Origin of the sequence: Vibrio sp. S9_S30 (assembly GCF_014694455.1) — a bacterium.
Taxonomy (GTDB): domain Bacteria; phylum Pseudomonadota; class Gammaproteobacteria; order Enterobacterales; family Vibrionaceae; genus Vibrio.
The window spans coordinates 36,614-54,268 of the sequence record NZ_JAAUWT010000008.1 but is presented as its reverse complement, the minus strand read 5'-3'; the positions used below and the strand labels follow the sequence as shown (position 1 = coordinate 54,268).

Genomic DNA, 17,655 nt, shown 5'->3' with positions numbered 1-17,655 from the left:
TCTACCTTTAAGCTTTCCACCTTTAAGCTTTCTAATGGATTCCATTTGTTTGGCTAGATTTTATTTGTTTAAAAATTTTATTTGTTTAAAAAATAGTTGTCTTCAATGGTCACTTTTAACACCACTTTACACACGTTCATGTTCTCGGTGTTTTCAATCTTTGCTCCTTCCATATCCGCGGTTTTTATATCCGACCCATGGTTTTGGGTTTTCTGGCGGCAACGTAACGTTGATGGATTCACAAATCGGTAGGCATAGTCATTGTCGAAGATGGCGATTTGCCCAGAAGTCAGTGTTACTTCTTCTCCTTTCCCTTCAAAGGCGCCACGGTCAGTTTCATCGCTGTAATCACGGACCACGGATAAGTGTGATTTTTTGGCGAATTCGATGGTTTCTTCCCCTGAGAAATAATAATGAATATCGATGTAGCGTTGGTTACCAATGAAATCATCGGTATGTTCCCGAGCACCTTGGTGGACACGGTACACCAAAGAGTCACCAATCGAATGCATGACCCCTTTTTCAATATGCTTCGCGTTTTCTATCGCCTCAATACACCTTTGCCATTTAACACCTCGGGAATAAATGGCTTTAAATTGTGAAAGGTCGTCAAAAATAATCATGATTGGGTCTGCTTATCGGTTGCCACATGAGGGCTGAAAAAATCGGTGTCGAATTTGTGCTTCATTAAGGATGGTATGTCGATATCTTTTCGATCAAACGGAATGATTGTGAATCCATATTGAAATTGATCTAGGTACACGCGATACGAATCCAGCACTTCACTGCCCCATGAATTGGACCCCAATCCCATCACTTGATGATCAAGATTTAACGTAATGTAAGGGCTTTGCTGTAAGTCTGGGGTATGTTGCGCGTCATGCAGATTCTTGCTGCTGTATCGCCAAGCGCTGAAGTTAATGACCTGCTGTGGTTTGATGGCAATGCCATGACCCAGTGCGCTAGAGAAAGCGGTCCAACGAACGTCTTGGCGGTTGCCGTTGTTCTGAGGAAAAGGGTAATGTTCGAACATGTCATCAACGGTGGAATGATAAACGTCGATAATATTGGCTTGCATGCTGTCTTGATAGTTTTCTTCCGGACCACGGCCATAATATTGAACGTGTTGTAACGTTTTATCGATACCGATCTCAAGACCAATGACGGCGATAGGGTGAGGGTACTCGCCATAACGCTCTCCTTGCAATTCGATATTAAGTTGCCCATGTGGAGAAATTTGAAAACGGTATCGGCATCGCACACCAAAATCAAACACCGGAGGCGCGATGATACTTTCAGTGGTGATTTCGATGTTCCCTTTTACCTCTTCGGCTTTAATGGATCGAAAGTGCTCCTGCATAATATCGAGATGCGTGGGTTTCCAGTGCTGGTCATAATTCGGGCGATGATTGTCTATGACGGGTTTAAAAAAGTTGAGTGTGGGCGACGTGGCTAGAAGTTCATTGCCGTTGACACACCATGAGGTGAGTTTGCCATTAACCTTAGAGAAGTTCATTGAAAACCCTAGGCCTTTGATCAGATAATTGAGCCTGCTTTCGATCAGTTGCAGCTCGCTAGAATGGCTGCGGGTGAACGTGGTTTGCTTCGCCTCGTTTTCACACAATTGAAATTGATAAACAGCCACCTCGTGATTGGCTTGACTGTAAGCGGTTGGCGTATCTTTCACTATCGAAATGTTAATAAAAGCTTCTCGATCACCAATGACCGATGTCAGCGAATCGAAAGAGAGATCAAGCGTAATTTGACGCTCTGAGTTCGCGGGTAATTCATTGACTTTAAAAGTAAACGTGGAGACGGATTCGCCTTCTGCGCGAATGTCGGCAATAAACGTAAAATCGTTGATATCCGAAAACCAAAACCGATTCGAAACAATGAAACGACCACTGCGCGGATCCACTGACGCCATCTTAATTGGCGCGATGACCTGTTTGTACTCTTTCAGTCCGGGTCCAGGAGTTTGGTCGGAATAGATGAGACCATCGAGACAAAAATTGTAGTTATTGGGGTAGTCACCAAAATCCCCACCATATTTGTAGAACACTTCGCCGCTGTCGGTATGACTCAAAATGCCATGGTCGCACCACTCCCATACAAAGTGTCCTTGAATGGATGGGTGGCGATAGAAGACATGTTGATATTCGGTTAACCCCCCAGGGCCGTTGCCCATGGCATGAGCATATTCGCAAAGAATGCGCGGTTTGGGGTGGGGGAACTCACCGAGGGCGTTCATTAATGGTACTCGGGTGTACATGGTGGAGATGACGTCAACCACCTCGCCATCGCGATCTTCTTCGTAATGAATTAATCGAGTTTCATCAATTGCTTTTGCGGCTGCGCACATGGCACGGATGTTACACCCATAACCGGATTCATTGCCGAGTGACCACATGATGATGGATGGGTGGTTTTTTTGCGCGTGGATGTGGCGCTCTATGCGCTCGACAAATACGGGTTCCCATAACGGATCGTCCGTAATGAAATTCGGTTTACCCGCATTGGCGAAGCCGTGACTTTCCACGTCGGTTTCTGCCATAACAAACAATCCGATGACATCGCACAGCTCGTAAAAACGTGGATCATTAGGATAATGCGCAGTACGTACGGCGTTGATATTGTGCTGCTTCATGAGCAATAGATCGTTTTTCACGCGCTCAATACTCACGGCTCTGCCTTTCACTGGGTCATTATCGTGGCGATTGACACCATGTAACATAAGGTATTGATCATTAACGTAGAATAAGCCATCTTTCACGCAAATATCACGAAAGCCAACCCGTTGAGGGATCACTTCCAATACGTCGCCACTCACTGACTTTACGGTGATGACCAACAAGTATAGATAGGGATTTTCGGCGTTCCATTTCTCAGGGTTGGTGACCTTGATCTCGAAACAGTCCGTGGCCTCTTTGTTGATGGCGATGACGTCTGTCGTACCGCTATGGATTTCTTCTGCTTGGTCAATCAGGGCATATTCAATCAAGACCTTACTAGGCGAAGAGAGGTTTTCTAATTCGAATTGGCATCGAAGTGTGGCATCGCGATAATCGGCATCGAACTGGGTTGTTACGGTAAAGTCACTTACGTGAAGCAAAGATTGCCCGATGAGATAAACGTCTCGGAAAATGCCGGCACTCCACCACATGTCTTGATCTTCTATATAGGTGGAATCGGCCCATTGCATAACGCGTACGCTCAATAAGTTTTCGCCCTCGACATGGATGAAGTTCGAAATATCGAATTCGGCGGACAAACGGCTTCCTTTGCTAAACCCCACCCACTGCCCGTTAACGTACACCTCAAAATAGGTTTCAACCCCGTCGAAACGGATGAGGGTTCGCTTATTTTTCCATGATTCATCAAGGTGAAACGTCCGTTGGTATGCGCCGGTTGGATTGTCCGTGGGCACATAAGGAGGGTCGATTGGAAAGGGAAAGCCTTCATCCGTATATTGCAGTTTTCCGTGCCCCTCCAGTTGCCACATACTTGGAACTGGAATATCAGCCCATTGATGTTGATAAGTACAGTAGAAGGATTCTGGCACCAATAGAGGATGAGTAAAGAACTTAAACTGCCATTGACCACTCAGTAACAAAAAATGGTCGCTTTGTTCGCGATCAAAGGTTTTGGCTTGTTGAAAGGAGCGATAGGCAAAGAAGTAACTTCGAGGAGGTAAACGATTTTGCTGCAATTTATGGATGTTTTCCCAATTGTTCAATGTGCCTTTCCCTCTTTCTTTTTGTACGCGGATGCCTTTGTACGCGGATGCCGTATGGGTGTGTTGTTCGAATTTTGTTCACTGATGGCCGATAGTAAGTAAAAAATTGAATAAATTACAGGTCTGAGTTTTGACTTCTTATGTAGTGTCACATTTAATTGATTAAACTATCTGTAAGAGTGCGCAAGGGTAAAGCCAATGGTGAAATTACCCTCGGGAGGTTGGAATGACATGTGTTTTCACGATGCCATCCAATGCTGTGTGCCTTCTGTGGGGGGGATGGGATGAAGATTCGTTAGACATGACGAAGTGATCATTGCTTGTGTGAACAACGTCCATGTTGCCCCAAGGCGTTAAGGGCAACGCGTTTATTGTGGCTTTCAAACGCAACCTCAGACTTGTCTAAGAAACGTGTTCCGTTTTTAAAATCGCGTACAGGTATTCATCCCACCACTCGCCGTCTTCTCGGTGAACACACTGTCCAAAGTGCCCCTCGCGCCTCATGCCCCGTTTTCTCAGTGTTTCCATTAATCGATCGATAGCGAAGACATAAGACAGCCAACACACAGAGTGGTCAATGTACCATCGGTTAAATGCACCGTCTGTCAAATGCACCGCGTGTCAAATGCAAAGGGTGATAAACGCTTAGTGACGTATTTTTCCTTGTTGAAGTCGGTCTGCTATTTAACCAATGTTTTAAAAAGTAAACGGAATTTCGCAAGCCCTTCTTCTGCTATTGCATTACTCATGGTTAATGCCGGTAAGAAGCGAATCACATTGCCATAAAAGCCACAAGCGAGCATAACCAGCCCATAAGAAGGGGCGTTAGCGATTATTGCTTTTGTTAATTCGGTGTTTGGCTCCGTTGCCTTCCCATTTGAAACAAACTCTATTGCAATCATTGAGCCTTGGTTTCGAACATCAAGGATTTGTTTAGGGTAGTGTTCTTTTAATTCCGTTAACCTTTGTTTGAAGATAGCGCCAAGTTCATTGGATCGCTGGATTAGGTCTTCCTCTTCAATAATTTGCAACACGGAAAGCGCAGCTGCACACGCCACGGGAGAGCCGCCATAAGTGCCTCCTATGCCTCCAGGTAGGGGAGCATCCATGATTTGGCTTTTTCCAACAACGGCAGAGAGTGGCAGACCGCCAGCAATCCCTTTCGCCATACTGATTAGATCCGGTTCAATGCCGGAGTGTTCCATAGCAAACATTTTGCCAGAGCGACCAAACCCAGATTGAATTTCATCGGCAATGAACACAATGCCATGTTCATCGCAGATCGCCCGTAATCGCGCTAAAAACGCTTTGGGGGCTGGATAAAATCCCCCTTCACCCTGTATGGGTTCGATGATAATGGCTGCAACATCGGTAGGGGCGATGTCCACTTTAAACACATTGTCGAGTGCCTTTAAGGCATCGTGGACAGAAATATTGTGTTGTTCAATTGGGTAAGGAGTATGGTAAACGTTGTCGGAAAATGGCCCAAAGAGGTGCTTATAAGGTGTGATTTTGCCAGTCAGTGCCATGGTTAAGTTGGTTCGTCCGTGAAACCCGCCGTGGAAAGCGATTACCCCTCGACGGCCAGTATAGGCTCTGGCAATTTTGATGCAGTTTTCAACAGCTTCAGCCCCACTGTTAAGGAAGATGGCTTTCTTCTCAGATTGGCCAGGGGCGATTGCAGTGAGCTTCTCGGCTAACTCAATCGCCACTTCATACGGGTTAACCATCAAACAAGTGTGACTGAACTTATCCATCTGAGCTTTAACGGCGGCGACCACTTTGGGGTGGCTATGACCCGTGTTACAAACGGCGATGCCGGAAGCAAAATCGATATAACGATGCCCCTCTGCATCCCAAATTTCGGCATTCTGAGCCCTTTCAACAAAGATAGGGTATACGTTGCCCATCCCCCGAGCGAACACATTGTCTTTTCTTGTTTGCAAATTTGAATTTTTCATACTCTTCCTCGAAACTGTCAATCTTATTGTTTCTGCCCATTTTGGCGGTTAGCGATCGAGCCCACCCATGCACAAGTATTTGGTTTCCAGATAATCATCCAGACCATATTTGGATCCTTCGCGACCGTTACCCGACTGTTTTACACCGCCAAATGGGGTGGCAGCATTGGAGATAATGCCTTCGTTAATGCCTATCATGCCGAAGTCCAATGCTTCCGATAGCCGCCAGATCCTACCGATGTCTCTGGAGTAGAAATACGCGGCCAAGCCGTATTCGGTGTCATTTGCCAACGCTATGGCTTCTTCCTCTGTATTAAAAGAAATGATGGGCGAGACGGGGCCAAAGATTTCGTTTTTAGCGATAGGCATGTCGTTGGTGACATTGGTGAGAATGGTCGGCTGGAAGAAAGCGTTGCCTAATTTGCCACGCTTGCCCCCTAAGGCTAGCACAGCGCCTGCGAAAATAGACTCCGTGACCAATGCCTCAACTTCATCAACCGCGTCGCAGCTGATCATAGGGCCTATTTGAGTGCTTTCGTCTAATCCATTGCCCATGTTCAGTTTTGCAACTGCGGCGGTAAACTTTTGTGTAAATTCCGCGACCACGCTCTTTTGCACCAAAAGGCGATTGGTACAAACGCACGTTTGACCCGCATTACGATATTTAGAGGCGATTGCGCCTTGAACCGCTGCGTTAATGTCGGCATCGTCGAATACAATGAACGGTGCATTTCCCCCAAGCTCCATAGACACTTTCTTAACGGTTGTGGAGCATTGAGCGATAAGGCTTCGACCCACATTGGTTGAGCCAGTAAAGGTGAATTTCGCAACATCAGGGTGTTGTGTCAGCACTTTTCCAATCGCACGGGCATCGCTGCCCACCACCACATTAAATACGCCAGCTGGGATGCCGGCTCGTTCAGCCAGCTCAGCCATCGCTAAGGCCGAGAGCGGGGTTTGGGTGGCGGGTCGCACAACAAAAGTACACCCCGCCGCCAGCGCCGCCGCGGCTTTTCTGGCAATCATGGCATTAGGAAAGTTCCAAGGGGTAATGGCGGCTACAACCCCAACAGCTTGCTTGATAACAATAATTCGCTTATCGCTCGATGGGGATGGGATAGTGTCGCCATAAATGCGTTTTCCCTCTTCAGAAAACCACTCGATATAGGCGGCACCATAAGCTATCTCGCTTTTTGCCTCTGCCAGAGGTTTACCTTGCTCTAGAGTAAGGATGCGAGCCAAATCGTCTTGGTGTTGCATCATCAAAGTAAACCAATTCCTGAGCAGCACGGCGCGTTCGTTGGCCGTTTTCGAGGACCAAAGCGTAAATGCCCCCTTTGCTGCCTCGATCGCCAACTCCGCTTCGGCCACGCCCGCATCGCTGACCTGAGCAATCACCTCACCATTGAATGGATTCGTAACCAATAGCTGTGACGCACTGCTATGCCAGCTTCCGTTAATATAGGAAAAACGCTTAAGCAGTTGCTCATCATTAAAAACCGTTCCTTGTTTGCCTTTCATACATTGTCTCCGATACTCAATATTGTTTATTGAATACTGGTCTTGTTCTCGGTTAAATATTAACCTATCAACCCAATGTTTGATAAAAACTAAACTAAAAGGGCTTCTAAATGCGCGCAGAGTCGATCATTCCAAAACCCATTACAGAGTATGATTTGCGGTTGCTGAGGATATTTGTATCCGTTGTGGAGCATGGCGGGTTTTCCGCCGCTGAAAATGCATTGGGCATCACCCGCTCGACCATAAGTGTGCATATGTCCAGCCTTGAAACCCGGATGAACCTTAAGCTTTGTCTTAGAGGGCGATCTGGTTTTTCCTTGACAGAAGAAGGGCAAGCCGTTTATCGAGCGGTGATCGAACTGTTCGAATCGCTCAATGATTTTTCACTCATGGTAGGCACACTGAGTAAAGAGCTCAGTGGCGAGCTTGTTATTTTATGCGCCGATCAGCTCGATGACGTGAAGCAGATAAAGTTAGCCAAGACGATAGAAAAGGTGCATGAGAAAGCACCCAATTTGCACATCGTATTGGACGGAGACTCGATTTCCAATATTGAAAGGCTATTGTTAAAAGACAAGGTTCATTTGGGGATATTTCCCGGTTACCAACATATCGAAGGGCTGAGCTACACTCGGCTTTCCAGTGAACCTATCTATTTGTGCTGTAGCAACACACACCCTTTCTTTCATAAAGTGGATTCTCAAATCACTCAGGAAGAATTATCAGCCGCGCTCACGATTCATCCCGGCATTGATATTCACCATGAAGGGAAAGAACAGCTCAAAAAGCTAAACCTGTGTGCACGGTCGTATCAGTTTGATATGCGAAAAACAATGATCTTGTCGGGGCAATATCTGGGCTTTATGCCGCAGAGCTATATTCAACAAGACCTAAATTCGGGAACGCTAAGGATCATTAAGCCGAGTGAACTGACGTACCAATTTGATCTCTCTTTGGTCAATAAAAAAAGACCGAGAGAAGCCAGAAAAGTAGAGCTTCTACAAGATGCGTTTACTTCCGTGTTTGCGTTGGCGAAACAATAAGGTGGGCGCTGTTCGACGACGCTTCGTTTGTCAAAGTTAATTCAAAAAGGGGACTTATGAATTTTACCTTGAAACAAATACATCATTTTGTCACCACCGCTGAGACTTTATCCGTCAACAAAGCGTCCAAAGAGCTAAACCGCTCCCAGTCCGCCATCACCAATTCTCTTGCAGAGTTGGAAAGCTCACTAGGGGTAACCTTGTTTACTCGTTCACATAAAGGCATGCTATTGACCCATGAAGGGCATAAATTTCTCGTTTCATCTCGGCGAATTATGGCAACGGTGGCCGACGCTTATGACGATTTGGCACGCGTTGAAGATGCAACTTCAGGCGAGCTTGTTATCGGGATAACGAGTTTGCTCTCGGGTTACTACCTGTCTGATCCACTGCGCTACTTTTCACAAAGCTACCCCAACATCAATGTTAAGCTGCAAGAAGATGAGCATAAGTTTATTGAACATCAATTATTAAACGGAGAAATTGATGTGGGCATCCTCATGTTGCAGCAGCTTGTCGAGCACGATGCCTTTGAAACCCAACTTTTGATCTCATCCCCTTTAAAAGTGTGGTTGCCGATCAACCACCATTTACTCGATAAGACCAGTATTAGCCTAAAGGATTTAGTCGACGAATCCATCATCAGTCTAACCGCTAACCAAATTGATCAAACCATTGATCTCATTTGGCAACGGTATGATTTAAAAGTCCGCCCTTGTGTTCGTACGGAGTCGGTTGAAGCCGTCCGTAACCTTGTTGGTGCTACGCAAGGCATTGCCATCGTGCCCGATTTTGCCTATCGCTCTTGGACACTGGACATGCAGCGAATAGAGAGCATTCCAATCCGTGAGCCTTTGCCCTCCATCGACATCGGTTTAGTTTGGAGAAGAGGAGCCCCCCCAACATGGACAACAGAAGAGTTTATTGACATTGTTCGCGACCACTCCGTGAAAGCAAATAGAGCCGTTTTGTAAGGGTATAAGAAAAATCGATACCTTATTAACGAATAAAAGCGTTACAAATTTTTAACATCTACCCATAAGATGATTTTGAGCATTTACAAAAATCACAACGGGGTGTTGTTATGCAAAATTCGAAAAAACGGTGTGTCAGCACACTATTATCCACTGCTTTTTTGACTGCTTTAGTGTCTTATCCAGTTTATTCCTCTGATGCTATTCTTAAACTAGAGAAAGGTGAGGGCGAGCTAAATATTGTTGCTTGGGCAGGATACATTGAACGTGGTGACACTAATCCAGCATTCGATTGGGTGACTCGTTTCGAAAAAGAAACGGAATGTAAAGTTAATGTTAAAACCGCAGCCACATCCGACGAGATGGTGGCATTGATGAATGAGGGTGGTTTTGATCTCGTTACGGCTTCTGGCGATGCCAGTTTACGTTTGATCGCCGGTAAAAAGGTTCAAGAGCTCAACTTAAAACTGATCCCAAGCTATTCCAAGGTTGATCCAAGACTGCAAAATGCGCCATGGCATACCGTTGATAATAAGCACTATGGTGTGCCTTACCAGTGGGGCTACAACGTTCTTATGTATAGCAAAGACGTCTTTAAAGAAGCCCCAGATAGCTGGAATATTGTCTTTGAGGAGCAATCCCTACCCGATGGAAAATCCAACGCCGGACGAATTCAAGCGTTCGATGGACCTATCTATATTGCCGATGCGGCGCTCTATCTGATGAGTTCAAACCCTGAACTCGGAATCAAAAACCCTTACGAACTCACTGAAACTCAGTATAAAGCGGCGCTGACTCTGCTCCGTGCGCAGAGAAAATTGGTGGGTCGTTACTGGCACGATGCTTTCGTTCAAATTGATGATTTCAAGAATGAGGGTGTTGTTGCTTCCAGTTCTTGGGGCTTTCAAGCCAATGTATTGAAAGCCGAAGGTGAGAACATAGGAACGGTGGTTCCAAAAGAGGGGGTAACGGGTTGGGCGGATTCCACCATGCTTCATGCGGATGCGAAGAACGTGAATTGCGCCTATCGTTGGCTTGAACATTCCATCAGTGAAAAGCTGCAAGGTGACTTGGCTGCATGGTTTGGTTCTGTACCGTCTGTGCCTGCTGCCTGTAAAGGGAATGAACTGCTTGGCGCGAAAGGTTGTGAAAACAACGGTTATGGTGAATTCGAGAAAGTCAGCTTCTGGCGTACACCGGTTAGCCAATGTGCAACGCAAGAACGGTGTGTTCCATACTATCGTTGGGTATCAGATTATATTGCAGTCCTTGGTGGTCGGTAATACCTCATCCTCTGGCTGGGTTCTTTTCGGGGCCTAGCTGGATAAAAGTTTCAATTGTTCAATCATTTAGGATAAGTCATGGCCGCTGTATCTTTTTCTAATGTCACCAAAGCTTTTGACACGATGAAAGCCGTTGATGATGTGAGTTTTAAAATCCCTGAGGGTGAATTCTTTACCCTCTTGGGGCCGTCAGGCTCGGGGAAAACAACGTGTTTGCGTATGATTGCCGGTTTTGAGTTCGCTTCTACGGGAGTGATCAGTATTCACGGTGAAGATGTCGCGACAACGCCACCCTTTCATCGGAACGTGAACACGGTGTTTCAGGATTACGCCTTGTTCCCACATATGAACATCAGAGACAACATTGCGTATGGGCTCATGGTGCGAGGTGTTCCAAAAAGTGAACGCCACCTTCGAGCCGACGAGATGTTGGACTTGGTGCAACTTCCAGATATTGGAGATCGAAAGCCATCACAATTATCCGGTGGTCAACGTCAACGAATTGCTATTGCTAGGGCATTGATTAATAAACCCAAAATCTTATTGCTGGATGAGCCACTCGGGGCGCTCGATTTAAAGCTACGTGAACAAATGCAATTAGAACTCAAAAACCTTCAGCGCCAAATAGGCATTACATTTGTTTTTGTCACTCATGATCAGCAAGAAGCCTTATCCATGAGTGATCGCATTTGCATTTTTAACGATGGCAAGATTGAGCAGATTGGGACACCCAATGAAATCTACGAAGCGCCTAAAACCAAGTTTGTGGCAAAATTCGTTGGCAATGTCAACCTGTTCGAAGGCGACGAAGCGGAAAGGCTATTCCAACATGCTTCATTAACCATGCTGCGTCCTGAGCGAATCTTCATCACGGAAGAGCGCCAAAATAGCACCAAAATCACGGGGGAGGTCGTTGAGCGTGAATACCTTGGGTCGGTTGTTCGTTATACCGTTAAGTGTGAGGGCGAATTATCACTGATCGTTCATCAGGTGAACCACGGATTTAGCCCGTTATTCCCTCAGTATGTCGTGGGCAGTAGGGTGTATTTAGGTTGGTCTAAGTCCGCAGCTCATGTGCTAACGAAAGGAGCCGAGCATGCCTAATACAACCCAGCTAGACACCGCCCCAAGTGTGTCACTTTGGGCTACTAAGGCTTCTGTGTGGCTTTACCGTCGACCCAAATTGGTATTGATGCTGCTGCTGATTCCTCCTGTCCTTTGGCTAGGAATCATTTATCTGGGCTCGTTGGCCAATTTACTGGTGTATTCCGTTTTCGGATTGGATGAATTTACAGGTCAGGTACGTTATGACCTGACATTGCAAAACTTTGTGGAGTTGCTTAGACCCGCAAATTTGGATGTCATTGTGCGAACCACCGCTATGGCATTCATGGTGAGCTTGGGGTGTGCGGTCATCGCCTTCCCAATTGCTTACTACATGACTCGTTACACCAACGGTAAAACCAGAGCGCTATTCTACTTAGGCGTCATGTTACCGCTCTGGTCTAGCTATCTTGTTCGGGTGTATGCATGGAAGTTAATCCTAGCAAAAGAAGGGGTGATAGGCTGGGTTGCCGAGCACCTTTACTTAGACTGGTTACTAGACGGTATCTTGGCGATCCCCGTCATTGGAGGACCTTCGCTGTCGTTTTCCTTGTTGGGGACATTCATCGTCTTTGTGTACATCTGGCTTCCGTTCATGATCTTGCCCATTCAGGCAGCCATTGAGCGCATACCCAAGTCCATGCTTGAAGCGTCATCCGATTTGGGGGCGACACCTAAACAAACCTTTTGGACAGTGATTTTACCGTTGGCAATCCCTGGCATCGCCGCAGGGTCGATTTTTACTTTTTCATTAACATTAGGCGACTACATCATTCCTGGCATTATTGGTAACTCGACCATGTACATGGGGCAGGTTGTCTATATCCAGCAAGGTACGGCGGGTAATCTGCCTTTTGCGGCGGCATTTTCCATTGTACCAATTGTCGTGATTGCTATTTATCTTAGCGTAGTGAAACGAATGGGGGCTTTTGATGCACTCTAAACAGAAAGCACCGATAGGTCTGAAGTTGGCTGCCTTTAGTGGCATGCTGTTTCTCCATATTCCAATAACATTTATCTTTTTGTATGCATTTACAACAGAGCAAAAAAGCTACCAGTTTCCCCCACCGGGCTTAACGCTAAAGTGGTTTGAGCGTGCATGGGAACGATCCGACGTATGGCGAGCAATGGAACTGTCATTGCAAGTGGCGGCGTTATCCACACTGATTGCTATTGTGTTGGGGACACTGGCGGCCTTGGCGCTGTCGAGGTACACCTTTTTTGGTCGAGATACATTTTCCATGCTGCTGGTTTTGCCCATTGCATTACCTGGGATTCTTTCAGGCTTAGCCCTTAGGTCCACATATGGCACCTTCGAGATCCCGTTCAGCTTCTGGACCATCGTTATCGGGCATGCCACTTTTTGTGTGGTCGTGGTTTACAACAATGCGGTTGCCCGCTTAAGGCGTACAAGCGCCAATCTGATTGAAGCGTCTATGGATCTTGGTGCGAATTCTTTTCAAACATTTCGTTACGTCATACTTCCAAATTTGGCGACCGCGCTGCTTGCAGGAGGCATGTTGGCCTTTGCACTGAGTTTTGACGAGGTTATTGTCACCACGTTCACCGCAGGTCAGCAAACCACCTTACCCATTTGGATGTACCAAGAACTGATCCGTCCAAGAGATCGTCCAGTAACCAACGTGGTTGCTATTGTAATTGTTATTATCACAACGTTGCCGATTATGGGCGCGTATTATCTAACCAAAGACACTGACAACGCCGATGGGTCAGGGAAATAAGAAATCATGAGGAAGACAGACATGGAAACAAAATATCAAGATAAAGCGTTGATAAATGGTGTCTTTGTAACTGGAGAAGGCGAAGCGGAATCAATATACAATCCTGCAACGGGCCAAGTGATTGCTCAAATTCAAGAAGTGAGCAGAGAGCAGCTCAACAAAGCGGTATCCGCGGCGCAGCGCGCTTTTGATACGTGGGGTCAGACGACGCCCGCCGAAAGAAGCGGCATGTTACTCAAAGTAGCCGATTCAATTGAAAAAAGAGCCGAAGAGTTTGCCCGAATCGAAAGTGACAACTGCGGTAAACCTTATCTACGTGCTTTAAACGATGAGATCCCCGCGGCGGTTGATTGTTTTCGGTTTTATGCTGGTGCGATCCGCTGTATGCACGGTCCGGTTGCTGGAGAATACCTAGAGAACTTTACCAGTATGATTCGACGCGATCCGGTAGGCGTTGTTGCATCCATTGCGCCATGGAACTATCCATTGCTCATGGCGGCTTGGAAGTTGGCACCAGCACTCGGAGCAGGCAATACTGTGGTGCTCAAGCCTTCAGAACAAACACCATTAACGGCGTTGTTATTGGCAGAAATCATGGCCGAGATTCTTCCTAAAGGCGTTGTGAATGTCGTGTGTGGTCGTGGTGACAATACCGGGCAGAGCTTAGTGGAGCACCCCGCCGTCAAAATGGTATCCATCACAGGTGACATTACCACTGGGCAAAAAATTCTGGCCTCAGCCTCCAAATCCATTAAAAGAACGCACCTTGAATTAGGGGGGAAAGCCCCTGTTATCATATTTGACGATGCCGATATTGGGAAAGCGGTGGACGCCGTACGAAACTTTGGCTTTTATAATGCAGGGCAAGATTGCACCGCGGCATGCAGAGTGTACGCCCACTCAAAGATATACGATAAATTCGTAGAAGCGCTAGCCGTGGCGGTATCCACCATTAAATATGGCACTCAAGATGAAGAGGGCGTAGAAATAGGGCCTTTGATCACCGAACGTCAGCGTGGGCGTGTAGCCAGTTTTGTCGAAAGAGCATTGTCCGCAGGGCACATGGAAGCAGTAACTGGCGGTAAAATTGTCGACGGAGATGGCTTTTTTTATCAGCCAACTGTCATAGCTGGAGCAAAACATACGGATGAAATTGTGCGCCGAGAGGTGTTTGGCCCCGTTGTTTCCGTCACTAAGTTTTCAGAAGAAGATCAAGTCATCGACTGGGCAAACGATACTGATTACGGGCTGGCTTCTTCGGTATGGACGAAGGACATCAGTAGAGCAACAAAGGTTGCGAAAAAGCTTCAATATGGCGCAACTTGGATTAACACGCACTTCATGCTTGCAAGCGAAATGCCCCATGGAGGCATGAAAATGTCGGGCTATGGTAAGGATCTTTCAAGCTATGCTTTGGAAGATTACACCGTGCCCCGCCACGTGATGATCGCCCATGACTAACACAAGCCCGATTCGTCTCAACGGCAATCACATTCAAAAGGGTGGAAAAGGTGAGTGGATGATGATTCGTTCCATATCCGCTAACGACCCAGCTGGTGTTAAGAAGTGACCCTATTTTTTACGCAGGGTATGCTAGTTTGCGCAGGACAGCTTAGGTTTTACGCCCTGACAGGGGGCGGTATTACCTTACATGTCTGTTGGAAACTGCCCCTAGCATTAGATGTGGTCACCATGTTCTGAGGTGGCTTGTGAAACGCCACCTCAGAATGGGTTTAGGAAATGCGTTCCGTTTTTAATATTGCGTACAGGTATTCATCCCACTACTTGCCGTTTTCGCGGTGAACGCTCTGTTTTGTCAATAGGCACCATTTATCTCACAAAAGGCACCATTTATCTCACAAAATCAGAATTCGGCTTCGACGTGAAATGACATGGGTTCCTTTGTGTAAGGGTGATCAAACGCGAGCCATTCCGCATGCAAATGTAAACGGTTGGCTTTGGTGCCATACAAATCATCCCCCACAATTGGCATGCCTAAACCTAGGTGGTGGGCACAGTGCACTCTTAACTGATGCGTTCTGCCGGTTTTAGGGTAAAGCCGCACTTTGGTTTTGCCCGATTTTACCGAAACCACTTCCCATTTGGTCTCGGCCGCTTTTCCGTGTTCGTAGCAGACAAGTTGCCTTGGGCGGTCGTCTGGATCGCCCCTTAGAGGAAGGTGAATGTCGCCATTAAGTTGAGTTAGCTCCCCCTCAAGCATGGCTATATAGCGCTTTTGCACACGACGCGTAATAAACTGTTTTTGCAGGCTCTTGTTAGCCCGTTTTGTGAGGGCAAACACCAAAATACCCGAGGTAGACATATCCAATCTGTGGATAACAAACGGCCCCTCGACATCCTTAAATTGCTGTTGCAGCCTATGGTAAACCGAGTCCTGAATAAATCGGCCTGGCACAGAAAGAAACTCCGCAGGCTTGTGCACCACAACGATGGCGTTGTCTTGATAAAGAATATCGATCTCTTTGCCTTCTGCTGGGTTGTCAAGTAACGGGTTATCGTCCAGCTCCATGCCTTCCAGCATATGCCCAAGAATGGGGTGGCATTTGTTCTGACACGCTGGGTAGTATTTTTTGTGCTGGCGCACTTCCGACTTAGGCGAAACGCCCCACCAAAACTCCGCCATGGCAAGTGGCTTTAAACCATGGGTAAACGCATAGTGCAGAAGTTTAGGCGCAGCGCATTCGCCGGAACCGGCGGGTGGAATGGGGTTGCTCGTTGCGGCAAAAATGTCCAGCAGTGATTTCATGTCGCCCGATTGATTCAGAAATCGATACTGGTCGAACAGTTTGTTTTGCAGTTTGGCGGACAACACTTTGCGTTTTTCCATCAGAGATTCGAGCTGAAGAGTCAAGCCATCGAGCTTTTCCTGTACTTGATCGATTCGCTGTTGCCATTCAAGCTTTAAATACTTCTGTTTGTTCTTTTCGGCAACGCTTTCTTTGCCTAATTGTTCCATCAAAGAGTCGAACGCAGTTTGCGCCAATGCCTTTTCGGAAACCGCGAGTTCAGCGTCTGCTCGCTGATTTTTCCTACGAGCCCTGCTTGCAATCATAAGTTGGCGATGCGCCTCTATTTCCTCATCTCGCTGGCGTTGTAGTACGTTGATGGATGCGTTTAGTGACGCTATCTCTGGGTTCGACTTTAGTTCTGTCACGTGACTGTTGATCAGCGTGACTTCTTCCAACTCATCTTGGTAGAAACTGTCTTCAGCAAGCATATCGAATACTGGAGGGACAAACCCAGGCAATAAATTTTGATCCGCAATTTTGCCCGAGAATGCAGACAAAAACCCGATTTCCGACTGCTCTGTTTCGACCAGCAGTACACCAAACATTTTGCCTTTTCCGGTTGCCTCATCGCCTTCCAACCCAAAGTTGTGTTGCCATTCGTGTTGAGTTAGCAGGTGTTGTTGCAACTGTTCCACGGCTAGTACACAAAGGGGATGAGGTTGGTAGTAAAACGGAAAAGTAAAACGCTCGGGAAGCGAGTAAGCCTCGGTAGACGATTCAAAAGAAGTGAAACAAAGCGGCGTCTTCGACATATTGGCTTATATACTCAACGGGTAAGGGAGCGGTGAATTCTACGGATTTCGTTTAAAAAGTCATGTCCGAATTTATTTTTAATCTAATCTTATGAAAAGTAAGGGAATATTTAAAAAAACGGAAATGAGTTTGGAAAAAATGTCCCCCAATTCAAAAATGGATCGTCTAGGGAGTAACTAACCAAACTATCGTGAGTTAGTTCCACAAGTGTGTTTAACAAGGAGAAAAAGAATGAGTCATTACATGTTGATTTACGTCGGCGGCGATCCGGAGTGGGCGCAAAATACCACCCCCGCCGAAATGGAAACCGCCATGCAAGCTTGGGCGGAATGGATGGAAAATCTTGGCGAAAAAGGTCAGTTAGTCGAAGGAGGCGACCCGCTTAACTACGGCGGAAAACGCGTTGATTCGGCAGGGGTGGTGACCGATATTGCGGCGAGTGAGTTCAAAGAGCTGGTTTCAGGTTACTCCATCGTGAAAGCAGAGAGCATCGATGAAGCCGTTGAAATCACCAAAACGTGCCCAATTTTCAATCATCCAGGTTGCTCGGTAGAAGTGCGAGAAATCATGGAAATGGGTGGGTAAAGAGCGGTCTCTACCAGCTGGGTAGTTAGGTTAATCCACGTGAACAGCCGCTTAGGTTAACAGCCAACCTAGGCTGCTTTTTGTATTCGTCAATGAGTTTTTGGCTTGAGTACCTGCATTCGTTATTTCAAAGCCAGGCGAAT

The 17,655-nt window shown here is 46.7% G+C and carries 14 protein-coding genes; 8 read left to right on the top strand and 6 right to left on the bottom strand.

Annotated features, from left to right (window positions below; translation table 11 throughout):
• Positions 1–77: 77 nt before the first annotated feature.
• The 5 genes from HC752_RS11235 to HC752_RS11215 all read right to left on the bottom strand — a co-directional run bounded on the left by HC752_RS11235 (position 78) and on the right by HC752_RS11215 (position 7,218).
• Positions 78–623: a beta-galactosidase subunit beta gene (locus HC752_RS11235; RefSeq protein WP_190335219.1), complete on the bottom strand. Its 546-nt coding sequence runs from the start codon at positions 621–623 to the stop codon at positions 78–80.
• Positions 620–3,736, bottom strand: coding sequence for a beta-galactosidase subunit alpha (gene ebgA, locus HC752_RS11230; RefSeq protein ID WP_190335218.1), 3,117 nt, complete (start codon positions 3,734–3,736; stop codon positions 620–622). The genes HC752_RS11235 and ebgA overlap by 4 nt, the downstream gene beginning before the upstream one ends.
• 402 nt (positions 3,737–4,138) lie before the next feature.
• Positions 4,139–4,345: a hypothetical protein gene (locus HC752_RS11225; protein WP_238930496.1), complete on the bottom strand. Its 207-nt coding sequence runs from the start codon at positions 4,343–4,345 to the stop codon at positions 4,139–4,141.
• 71 nt (positions 4,346–4,416) lie between these two features.
• Positions 4,417–5,697, bottom strand: coding sequence for a 4-aminobutyrate--2-oxoglutarate transaminase (gene gabT / locus HC752_RS11220; protein ID WP_190335216.1), 1,281 nt, complete (start codon positions 5,695–5,697; stop codon positions 4,417–4,419).
• Positions 5,698–5,745: 48 nt separating this feature from the next.
• Complete coding sequence (locus HC752_RS11215) at positions 5,746–7,218, bottom strand: NAD-dependent succinate-semialdehyde dehydrogenase (protein WP_190335215.1); 1,473 nt, start codon at positions 7,216–7,218, stop codon at positions 5,746–5,748.
• Between the two features lie 110 nt (positions 7,219–7,328).
• Here HC752_RS11215 and HC752_RS11210 point away from each other — a divergent pair, with 110 nt between their 5' ends.
• The 7 genes from HC752_RS11210 to HC752_RS11180 all read left to right on the top strand — a co-directional run bounded on the left by HC752_RS11210 (position 7,329) and on the right by HC752_RS11180 (position 14,825).
• Positions 7,329–8,261, top strand: coding sequence for a LysR family transcriptional regulator (locus HC752_RS11210; protein WP_190335214.1), 933 nt, complete (start codon positions 7,329–7,331; stop codon positions 8,259–8,261).
• Between the two features lie 56 nt (positions 8,262–8,317).
• Positions 8,318–9,235 (top strand): LysR family transcriptional regulator, encoded by a 918-nt coding sequence (locus HC752_RS11205; RefSeq protein ID WP_190335213.1) that lies wholly within the window; start codon positions 8,318–8,320, stop codon positions 9,233–9,235.
• A 110-nt stretch (positions 9,236–9,345) separates the two neighbouring features.
• Positions 9,346–10,518 carry an ABC transporter substrate-binding protein gene (locus HC752_RS11200; RefSeq protein WP_190335212.1) on the top strand — a complete coding sequence of 391 codons (1,173 nt, stop codon included), beginning with the start codon at positions 9,346–9,348 and terminating at the stop codon, positions 10,516–10,518.
• A gap of 78 nt (positions 10,519–10,596) precedes the next feature.
• A complete protein-coding gene (locus HC752_RS11195) occupies positions 10,597–11,622 on the top strand; it encodes an ABC transporter ATP-binding protein (protein ID WP_190335211.1) in 1,026 nt (341 codons plus the stop codon).
• A complete protein-coding gene (locus HC752_RS11190; RefSeq protein WP_190335210.1) occupies positions 11,615–12,565 on the top strand; it encodes an ABC transporter permease in 951 nt (316 codons plus the stop codon). Before HC752_RS11195 ends, HC752_RS11190 begins: the two co-directional genes overlap by 8 nt.
• A complete protein-coding gene (locus HC752_RS11185) occupies positions 12,555–13,364 on the top strand; it encodes an ABC transporter permease (protein ID WP_190335209.1) in 810 nt (269 codons plus the stop codon). The genes HC752_RS11190 and HC752_RS11185 overlap by 11 nt, the downstream gene beginning before the upstream one ends.
• A 21-nt stretch (positions 13,365–13,385) precedes the next feature.
• Complete coding sequence (locus HC752_RS11180) at positions 13,386–14,825, top strand: gamma-aminobutyraldehyde dehydrogenase (protein ID WP_202987894.1); 1,440 nt, start codon at positions 13,386–13,388, stop codon at positions 14,823–14,825.
• A 403-nt stretch (positions 14,826–15,228) separates the two neighbouring features.
• On the opposite strand, the gene HC752_RS11175 is transcribed toward HC752_RS11180, so the two are convergent.
• Positions 15,229–16,926 (bottom strand): RluA family pseudouridine synthase, encoded by a 1,698-nt coding sequence (locus HC752_RS11175; RefSeq protein WP_190335207.1) that lies wholly within the window; start codon positions 16,924–16,926, stop codon positions 15,229–15,231.
• Between the two features lie 232 nt (positions 16,927–17,158).
• On the opposite strand from HC752_RS11175, the gene HC752_RS11170 reads away from it, so the two are divergent.
• Positions 17,159–17,512, top strand: coding sequence for a YciI family protein (locus HC752_RS11170; protein ID WP_190335206.1), 354 nt, complete (start codon positions 17,159–17,161; stop codon positions 17,510–17,512).
• Positions 17,513–17,655 lie beyond the last annotated feature (143 nt).